Annotated in this window: 8 protein-coding genes; 7 read left to right on the forward strand and 1 reads right to left on the reverse strand. The window is 67.3% G+C overall.

What is annotated here, in order from left to right; translation table 11 throughout:
- Positions 1-59: 59 nt before the first annotated feature.
- Positions 60-1043 carry a Bug family tripartite tricarboxylate transporter substrate binding protein gene (locus AC1RVW_RS30335; protein WP_493204420.1) on the reverse strand — a complete coding sequence of 328 codons (984 nt, stop codon included), beginning with the start codon at positions 1041-1043 and terminating at the stop codon, positions 60-62.
- Positions 1044-1136: 93 nt separating this feature from the next.
- Between AC1RVW_RS30335 and AC1RVW_RS30340 the strand changes: the two genes are divergently transcribed.
- The 7 genes from AC1RVW_RS30340 (at position 1137) to AC1RVW_RS30370 (ending at position 8903) form a co-directional block, all read left to right on the forward strand.
- Positions 1137-2066, forward strand: a complete 930-nt coding sequence (locus AC1RVW_RS30340; RefSeq protein WP_199851947.1) for a LysR family transcriptional regulator — start codon at positions 1137-1139, stop codon at positions 2064-2066.
- A gap of 194 nt (positions 2067-2260) precedes the next feature.
- Positions 2261-3571 carry an ABC transporter substrate-binding protein gene (locus AC1RVW_RS30345; protein WP_081268490.1) on the forward strand — a complete coding sequence of 437 codons (1311 nt, stop codon included), beginning with the start codon at positions 2261-2263 and terminating at the stop codon, positions 3569-3571.
- Positions 3572-3723: 152 nt separating this feature from the next.
- A complete protein-coding gene (locus AC1RVW_RS30350; protein WP_081268489.1) occupies positions 3724-4581 on the forward strand; it encodes a carbohydrate ABC transporter permease in 858 nt (285 codons plus the stop codon).
- Between the two features lie 12 nt (positions 4582-4593).
- On the forward strand, positions 4594-5430 hold the full coding sequence (locus AC1RVW_RS30355; protein ID WP_081268488.1) for a carbohydrate ABC transporter permease: 837 nt from the start codon (positions 4594-4596) through the stop codon (positions 5428-5430).
- A 170-nt stretch (positions 5431-5600) separates the two neighbouring features.
- A complete protein-coding gene (locus tag AC1RVW_RS30360; RefSeq protein ID WP_106935582.1) occupies positions 5601-6641 on the forward strand; it encodes an ABC transporter ATP-binding protein in 1041 nt (346 codons plus the stop codon).
- 85 nt (positions 6642-6726) lie between these two features.
- Positions 6727-8118, forward strand: a complete 1392-nt coding sequence (gene dalD, locus AC1RVW_RS30365) for a D-arabinitol 4-dehydrogenase (RefSeq protein ID WP_493204426.1) — start codon at positions 6727-6729, stop codon at positions 8116-8118.
- Positions 8115-8903: an L-iditol 2-dehydrogenase gene (locus AC1RVW_RS30370; protein WP_493204424.1), complete on the forward strand. Its 789-nt coding sequence runs from the start codon at positions 8115-8117 to the stop codon at positions 8901-8903. The genes dalD and AC1RVW_RS30370 overlap by 4 nt, the downstream gene beginning before the upstream one ends.
- Positions 8904-9070: the final 167 nt, after the last annotated feature.

A 9070-nucleotide genomic window follows, 5' to 3' on the forward strand; every position in this document is an offset into this window, starting at 1 on the left:
GTTGGGGATGGGGTGGGCATGTTGTCGGATGCGTTGTGGAAAAAACAGAAAGGGCCGGCTCACTCGGCCTTGATGTTGGCTTCGCGCACGAGCTGGCCGTAGTGCTCGAACTCCTGCCGGTTCATGGCCGCGAAGGGTTCGCCCGTCAGGCCGCCGGGTTCGCCGCCCAGCGCCTTGATGCGCGCCTGCACGTCGGCCAGCTTCAGCGTGCGGCCGAGTTCGGCACTCAGCCGCTCGACCGCGGGACGCGGCGTACCGGCCGTCACGTACAGGCCGTACCAGGTGGACACGTCGGCGCCGTTGATGCCCTGCTCGGCCAGCGTGGGCACGTCGGGCAGTTCGGGCGCGCGCTGGGGCGCGCTCACGGCCAGCGCTCGGAACTTGCCGGCCTTGATCTGGCCCATGGCCGAGGAGGTGCTGTCGAACATCATGTCGACCTCGCCCGCGATGATGTCGACGTGTGCCTGCGAGCTGCCCTTGTAGGGCACGTGGATCGACTTCATGCCTGTGGCCAGGTTGAAGGCCTCGCCGCCCACGTGCTGCGTGCTGCCGATGCCCGAGGACGCGTACTTGAAGCCGCCCGGCTTGGCAGCCATGGCCGCCACGAGATCCTTCACCGACTTGTAGGGCGAGCTGGCCGACACCACCAGCACGTTGGGCATCACCGCCACCAGCCCGATGGGTTGCAGGTCCTTGAGCGGGTCGTATTTGAGCTTGAGGATGTGGGGCGCCACCGCCTGTGCCGTGTTGGTGGCCAGCAGCAGGGTGGCGCCGTCGGCCGGCGCGCGGGCCGTGAGTTCGCCCGCGATGGTGTTCGAGGCGCCGGGGCGGTTCTCGACCACCACCGTCTGCTTGAGGGTCTGCGAGAACTTGTCGGCCAGCACGCGCGCCAGGATGTCGGTGCCGCCGCCGGGCGAGGCGCCGACCATGATGCGCATCGGCTTGTCGGGGTAGGGCGCCTGCGCAACGGCCGTGAGCGGGGCCGTCGGGAGCAGCAGGGCCGCCGCGAGCCCCGCCGCGCGGGCCAGCAAAGAAAGCTTCATCGGGTTGTCTCCAGCTTGTTATGGCGCCGAGCGTACGGAGCTTCGGATTTGCGATCCAATCGAAAAAGCCGGGGAATCCATATACTTTTGTGCATGACTCCCGGCCTCACAGACGCCTCGCTGATGCTCCATGTGCGGCCACGCCAGCTGCTCCTGCTGGCCCGGCTCGACACCCACAGGCACCTCGGCCGCGCGGCGGAGGCCATGAACATCAGCCAGCCGGCGGCGACCAAGCTGCTGCAGCAGCTGGAAGACTCGCTCGGCGAACGGCTCTTCGAGCGCCTTGCGCGCGGCATGGAGCCGACGCCCTACGGCCAGATCCTGATCCGCTATGCCCACCGCGTGCTCAGCGACTTCGGCACCGCCCGCGAGGAGATGCTGGCGCTGCGCTCCGGCCTCAGCGGCGCGCTGCGCGTGGGCAGCGTGCCGGGCGCGGTGCCCGAGTTGCTGGCGCCGGCGCTGGTGGAATACCACCGGCGCCATCCGCAGGTGGCCGTGTCGGTGGTGGTGGAGACCAGCGACGTGATCCAGGCGCAGCTGGAGCAGGGCGACGTCGACCTCGTGCTGGGCCGGCTCACCGACGGGCACGACGAGGCCAGGTACGCGAGCGTGCCGCTGCTGGGCGAGTCGCAGGTGGTGGTGGTGCGCGCCGGGCATCCGGTGTTCGAGCGCGCCAACCTCACGCTGGCGGACATGGCGCACTGGTCGTGGGTGCTGCAGCCGCCGGGTTCGCCGCAGCGCGGGCGCTTCGAGGCGGCGATGCGCGAGGCCGGCATCCGGGCGCGGCTGGACATCATCGAAACGGCATCGCCGATCGCCATCACGGCGCTGCTCGAGAACTCCGACATGGCGGCCGTGATGCCCGCCTCGCAGGCCGGCCACTACGCCCGGCTGGGCGTGCTGCGCACCGTGCCGATCGAGCTGCCGGTGCGCGTGCCGCCCATCTGCCTCATCACCCGCGAGGGCCGGCCGCTGTCGCCGGCGGCGGTGCAGTTCCGGCGCCAGCTGCTCGGCGGCGTGTGAGGCGGTGCGTTTGAGGCCTTTGGACCGCCCCGTATGCATGCTGTATTGCGCTGACTAGGGAATCTCCCAGTCAACTGGTGCATGAAAGTACCAGTGCCGACATTCGAAGTACCAAAGCCGCAGGCGCGCTTCTCCAGAATTCCCGGCACGGCGACCCGACAACAACAGGGCGTCGCTCACCTCTAGGAGACAACATGAAGCGTTTTCTGAAAGCGGGCTTCGTCCTCGCACTCATCGGCACGGGCGTCGTTTCCCAGGCCGCCACCGAACTCGTGATCGCGACCGTCAACAACGGCCACATGATCGAGATGCAGAAGCTCACGCCCTTCTTCGAGAAGGCCAACCCCGACATCAAGCTCAAGTGGGTCACGCTGGAAGAAGGCACGCTGCGCCAGCGCGTGACCACCGACATCGCCACCAAGGGCGGCCAGTTCGACGTGATGACCATCGGCCTGTACGAGGCGCCGATCTGGTCGAAGAAGGGCTGGCTCAAGCCCATCGCCACCGATGCCGCCTATGACATCGACGACCTGCTGCCGGCCATCCGCAACGGCCTGTCCTACGAGGGCAAGCTCTACGCGGCCCCGTTCTACGGCGAGAGCTCCATGCTCATGTACCGCAAGGACCTGGCCGACAAGGTGGGCGTGAAGTTCGCCGACCAGCCGACCTGGGCGCAGGTGAAGGAGTTCGCCGACAAGGCCAACGACCCCAAGAACGGCGTGTACGGCATGTGCCTGCGCGGCAAGCCGGGCTGGGGCGACAACATGGCCTTCCTGACCACGCTGGTCAACACCAACGGCGGCCAGTGGTTCGACATGCAGTGGAAGCCGCAGATCGACACCAAGCCCTGGAAGGATGCGATCACCTTCTACGTCGACATGATGAAGAAGGACGGCCCTCCGGGCGCCTCGGCCAACAGCTTCAACGAGAACCTGGCGCTTTTTAACGAAGGCAAGTGCGCGGCCTGGGTGGACGCCACCATCGCGGCTTCGTTCATCAGCGACCCGAAGCAGTCGAAGGTGGCCGACAAGGTGGCCTTCGCGCAGGCACCGACCGCCGTCACGCCCAAGGGCGCCAACTGGCTGTGGTCGTGGAACCTCGCGATTCCCGCCAGCTCGACCAAGGACGACGCGGCGCAGAAGTTCATCAAGTGGGCCACTTCCAAGGACTACATCAACCTGGTGGCCAAGGAAACCGGCTGGGCCTCGGTGCCGACCGGCACGCGCAAGTCGACCTACGCGAACCCCGAGTTCCAGAAGGTCGCGAAGTTCGCCGAAGCCGAAAAGAAGGCCATCGACAGCGCCAACCTGACCGACAGCACGCTGCCCAAGTCGCCGTACGTCGGCGTGCAGTACGCGGCCATTCCCGAGTTCCAGGCCATCGGCGTGGCGGTGGGGCAGCAGATGAGCGCGGCGCTGTCGGGCAAGGTCACGGTGGACCAGGCGCTTAAGACCTCGCAGACGGCGGCGGAACGCGAGATGAAGAAGGCGGGCTACTACAAGTAAGCCAAGCCGGGCTTGCTCCCTCCCCCGCTGGGGGAGGGTCGGGGTGGGGGCACGCGGCGCTCGCGACAACGCCGCGCCTGAACAGGGGCAGCCCCCATCCCAGCCTTCCCCCAAAGGGGGAAGGAGCCAGGGACCACAAGAAGGGATACCTCATGAAAAGACTCCTGCCCCGCGCCCTCATGGCGCCCGCGGTGCTCACGCTCTTCCTCTGGATGATCGTGCCGCTGCTGATGACGTTGTACTTCTCGTTCGTCAACTACAACCTCATGCAGCCCGGCGAGCGCACGTTCGCGGGCATCGAGAACTTTCACTACTTCGTCACCGATCCCGACTTCTGGCCCGCCACATGGAACACGCTGCTGCTGATCGGCAGCGTGATCGTCATCACCGTGGTGCTGGGCGTGCTGCTGGCGCTGCTGGTGAACGAGCCCTTTCCCGGGCGCGGCATCGTGCGGGTGCTGCTGATCTCGCCGTTCTTCGTCATGCCCGCGGTCAACGCGCTGCTGTGGAAGCACATGATGATGAACCCCATCTACGGCGTGCTGGCCGACCTGTGGCGCTTCTTCGGCGCGCAGCCGGTGGACTGGCTCACCGACTTCCCGCTGCTGTCGGTGATCATCATGGTGGCCTGGCAGTGGCTGCCCTTCGCCTGCCTGATCTTCATCACCTCGCTGCAGTCGCTCGACCGCGAGCAGATGGAGGCCGCGCGCATGGACGGCGCGAGCCCGGTGCAGCGCTTCTTCTATCTCACCATTCCGCACCTGGGCCGCCCGATGGCGGTGGTGATCATGATCGAGATGATCTTCCTGCTCAGCGTGTTCGCGGAGATCGCCATCACCACCAACGGCGGCCCGGGCAACGCGAGCACCAACATGACCTACATGATCTTCAAGCAGTCGCTCATGAACTTCGACGTGGGCGTGGCTTCGGCCGGCGCGCTGTTCGCGGTGGTGCTGGCGAACATCGTTGCCGTGTTCCTGATCCGGATCATCGGCAAGAACCTCGACTGAGGCGCACACGTCATGCAACAACAACAAGCTCCCAGCAATTTCCTGCCGCAGGCGTTGCGCACCGTGGGTGCGTGGGCCGTCGCGCTGCTGCTGTTCTTTCCGCTCGGCTGGCTGTTCCTCACGGCCTTCAAGACGGAACTGCAGGCCATCCACGTGCCGCCGCTCTTCATCTTCGAGCCCACGCTCGACAACTTCGGCGAGGTGCAGCGCCGCAGCGACTACCTGCTGTATGCGCGCAACTCGCTCATCACCAGCCTGGGCTCGACCGTCATCGGCCTGCTGATCGCGGCGCCGGCGGCGTATTCGATGGCGTTCTTTCGCACGAAGAGAACGCGCGACATCCTGATGTGGATGCTCTCCACCAAGATGATGCCGGCCGTGGGCGCGCTGGTGCCGATCTACGTGCTGGCGCAGACCGCCGGCATGCTCGACTCGCTGCCCGCGCTGACCATCGTGTTCACGCTGTCGAACCTGCCGATCATGGTGTGGATGCTCTACAGCGCCTACAAGGACATTCCCAACGAGATCCTGGAGGCCGCGCGCATGGACGGCGCCAGCCTGTGGACCGAGTTCCGCCACGTGGTGCTGCCGCTGTCGGTGGGCGGGCTCGCATCGACCGGGCTGCTGTGCCTGGTGCTGAGCTGGAACGAAGCTTTCTGGGCGCTCAACCTCACCTCCGCCAAGGCCGGCACGCTGGCCACGCTGATCGCCTCGTACTCCAGCCCCGAGGGCCTGTTCTGGGCCAAGCTGTCGGCCGCCTCGCTGATGGCCATCGCGCCCATCGTGGTGTTCGGCTGGTTCAGCCAGAAGCAGCTGGTCCAAGGCCTGACCTTCGGTGCCGTGAAATGAACACCACCCCCAGTCTTCGCGCACTTCGTGTCGCTTCGCCAACCCCCTCGCGTAGGCGCCGCCAGCGGCCCGGCAAAGCCGGTTCCGCGGCAGCTCCCGGATTGCGCTGCGCGCTCTCAAGCGCTGTGGGCACCTCGCTTGCCCGCTCACAAAACATCAAGGAGTCGTGAATGGCCTACCTCGAACTCAAGAACATCAAGAAGAGCTTTGGTGACATCCACATCATCAAGGGCGTCGACCTGCAGATAAAGAAGGGCGAGTTCATCGTCTTCGTCGGGCCCTCGGGCTGCGGCAAGTCGACGCTGCTGCGGCTGATTGCCGGGCTGGAGCCCATCACCAGCGGCAACCTGCTGCTCGACGGCAAGGACATCACCTGGACGCCTTCGGGCAAGCGCGACCTGGCGATGGTGTTCCAGAGCTACGCGCTGTATCCGCACATGAGCGTGTACGACAACATGTCGTTCGCGCTGAAGCTGGCGGGCGTGCCGAAGGACGAGATCAAGACCAAGGTCGAGTACGCGGCCAAGACGCTCAATCTCACGCAGTACCTCGACCGCACGCCCAAGGACCTGTCGGGCGGCCAGCGCCAGCGCGTGGCCATCGGCCGCGCCATCGTGCGCGCGCCCAAGGTGTTCCTGTTCGACGAGCCGCTGTCGAACCTCGACGCGGCGCTGCGCGGCAACACGCGGGTGGAAATCCACAAGCTGCACCGCGCGCTCGGCGCCACCACCATCTACGTCACGCACGACCAGGTGGAGGCCATGACGCTGGCCGACCGCGTGGTGGTCCTCAAGGATGGATTGATCGAGCAGGTCGGCACGCCGCTGGAGCTGTACGACCACCCGGCCAACCAGTTCGTCGCGCAGTTCATCGGCATGCCGTCGATGAACATGGTGGCGGCCAATGCCATTCCCAGCTTCTCGGCCGCCACCGGCGGCAGGCTGCCGAGCGACGGCTTCCTGGGCGTGCGGCCGGAAGGCCTGCGCGTGCATCCGAAGCAGGGCGCGCCGGTGAGCGACGTGCAGGGCCGCGTCGAGCTGATCGAGGCGCTGGGCGCCGACACGCTCATCCACGTCGACGTGGGCGGCGTGCCGCTGATCGCGCGGCAGAACGACCGCACGCCGCTGCAGGCCGGCGACGACGTGGCGGTGGAGCTCGATCCGTCGGTGCTGCACCTGTTCAACCGCGAAGGCCGCTCGGTCGGCGCGTGATCGATTCCAGATTTCTTCCAACGCCTTTTCAACGGACATTCCCGTGACCATCGCGCAAATTCCACCGGCTCCCACGGAGTTCACGGTGCTTCATCTCGGCCTGGGCTCGTTCCATCGGGCCCATCAGGCGGTGTACCTGCAGCGGCTAATCGACGCGGGCGACACCCGCTGGTCGCTGTCGGGCGCCAACATCCGGCCGGACATGGCCGACATCGTCGCGGCGCTGCAGGCGCAGGGCGGGCGCTACACGCTCGAGACCGTGTCGCCCGCGGGCGAATACCGCTACGAGCAGATCGATGCCATCCGCGAGGTGCTGCCGTGGGAGCGCTCGCTGGCGAACGTGGTCGCGCGCGGCGCGGCGCCGTCGACCCGCATCGTGTCCTTCACCGTGACCGAGGCCGGCTACTACCTCGACAACAAGGGCAGGCTGGACCTGTCGTTCAGCGACCTCGCGGCCGATGTGGAGCGCGCGCGCAAGGGCGAGGCCGGCGGCGACAACGTGACCATCTACGGCGCGGTGTGCGCCATCCTGCGCGCGCGCAAGGCGGCCGATGCCGGCGCCGTGACGCTGCTGAATTGCGACAACCTGCGCCACAACGGCGAGCGCTTTCGCGCCGGGCTGCTGGAGTTCATCGAACTCGCGGGCGATGCCGGCCTGCTGGCCTGGGTGAACGCGAACACGCGCTGCCCGAACGCGATGGTCGACCGCATCACGCCACGCCCGCCGCCCGAGCTGCGCGCGCGCGTCAAGGCGGCCACGGGACGCGACGACCCGGCGGCCATCACCGGCGAGAGCTTCATCCAGTGGGTCGTCGAGGACGACTTCGCGGCCGGCCGGCCCGACTGGGGCCGCGTGGGCGTTGAGCTGGTCGAGTCGGTGCAGCCGTACGAAGAGGCCAAGATCCGCATCCTCAACGCCACGCACAGCTGCATCGCCTGGGCGGGCACGCTGGTCGGGCTCGGCTTCATCCACGAGGGCACGCACGACGCGGCCATCCGCAGGATGGCCTTCGACTACGTCACCGACGACGTCATTCCCTGCCTGACTCCCAGCCCCATCGACCTCGCGGCCTATCGCGACGTGGTGCTCGACCGCTTCGGCAACCCCGCCATCCGCGACACCAACCAGCGCGTGGCGGCGGACGGCTTCTCGAAGATTCCCGGCTTCATCGCCCCGACGGTGCGCGAGCGGCTGGCGGCGCGCCAGGGCATCGACAGCGTGGCGATGCTGCCCGCGCTGTTCCTGGCCTTCCTGCAGCGCTGGCACAAGGGTGCGCTGCCCTACGCCTACCAGGACCAGGGCATGGACGAAGCGGTGGCGCATGCGATCTGCGATGCGGCCGACCCGGTGGCCGCGTTGTGCGCCGATGCGGGGCTGTGGGGCAACATCGCCGGCGACGCCCGCCTGGTCGACGCGGTGCGCCGTGCCGGCGAGCGCGTTGCGCGCTTCGTAGCAGAAGCAGGGAGCAGGCCATGAGCGCCCGTCTTCAAGACCGTCATGTGCTGCTGACCGGCGCGGGAGGCGGCATCGGCCTGGCCGTGGCGCAAGCCTGCATTGCCGAGGGCGCGCGCTGCACCGTGGTCGACCGCGCCACCGCCGCGCCCGACGCGGTGCGCGCGCTGCAGCAGAGCCAGCCGGGCAAGCTCGCCTACATTGCGGCCGACGTGACCGACACCGCCGCCATCACCCACATGCTGGCGCAGGCGCAGGTCGCCTTCGGGCCGGTGCACACGCTGTTCAACAACGCCGCGGTGTTCGACCTCGCGCCGCTGCTGGACAGCGACGAGGCGTCGTTCGACAAGCTGTTCGCGGTCAATGTGAAGGGCATGTTCTTCGTGATGCAGGCGGTGCTGCGGCACATGGTGGAAGCGGGCACGCAGGGCGCTTCGGTCATCAACATGGCCTCGCAGGCCGGACGCCGGGGCGAGGCGCTGGTGTCGCACTACTGCGCGACCAAGGCGGCGGTCATCAGCTACACGCAGAGCGCCGCGCTGGCGATGGCGCCGCACGGCATACGTGTAAATGGCATTGCGCCCGGTGTGGTCGATACGCCGATGTGGGACCATGTCGACAGCCTGTTCGCCAAGGCCGAGGGCCTGCCGCCCGGAGAGAAGAAGCGGCAGGTCGGGCTGGCGGTGCCGCTCGGCCGCATGGGCGCGCCGGAAGACATCGCGGGGGCGGCGGTTTTCCTGGCCAGCGACGAGGCGCGCTACATCACGGCGCAGACCTTGAATGTCGATGGCGGTAATGTCATGTCTTGAGCTGGGTTGTCGATGAGATCGGTTCTTGTTTTTCCGTGTCTTTGTTCGGGGCGCGCTCACGCCGGCGGGGTACCTTGCTCCGCGAATGTCCCCCGCCCTTCGGGCTCCTCCTTTATTTCGCTGCGCAAGGCACCCCGCCGTCGTGAGCGTCCAGAGCACTTGTTGAT

The organism is Variovorax sp. MPBD4-3 (genome assembly GCF_058809745.1).

What these genes read in the sequence shown, in the direction of transcription:
- AC1RVW_RS30335 (WP_493204420.1), bottom strand. Translation starts at nt 1,043, where the DNA reads ATGAAGCTTTCTTTGCTGGCCCGCGCGGCGGGGCTCGCGGCGGCCCTG.
- AC1RVW_RS30340 (WP_199851947.1), top strand. Translation starts at nt 1,137, where the DNA reads ATGACTCCCGGCCTCACAGACGCCTCGCTGATGCTCCATGTGCGGCCA.
- AC1RVW_RS30345 (WP_081268490.1), top strand. Translation starts at nt 2,261, where the DNA reads ATGAAGCGTTTTCTGAAAGCGGGCTTCGTCCTCGCACTCATCGGCACG.
- AC1RVW_RS30350 (WP_081268489.1), top strand. Translation starts at nt 3,724, where the DNA reads ATGAAAAGACTCCTGCCCCGCGCCCTCATGGCGCCCGCGGTGCTCACG.
- AC1RVW_RS30355 (WP_081268488.1), top strand. Translation starts at nt 4,594, where the DNA reads ATGCAACAACAACAAGCTCCCAGCAATTTCCTGCCGCAGGCGTTGCGC.
- AC1RVW_RS30360 (WP_106935582.1), top strand. Translation starts at nt 5,601, where the DNA reads ATGGCCTACCTCGAACTCAAGAACATCAAGAAGAGCTTTGGTGACATC.
- AC1RVW_RS30370 (WP_493204424.1), top strand. Translation starts at nt 8,115, where the DNA reads ATGAGCGCCCGTCTTCAAGACCGTCATGTGCTGCTGACCGGCGCGGGA.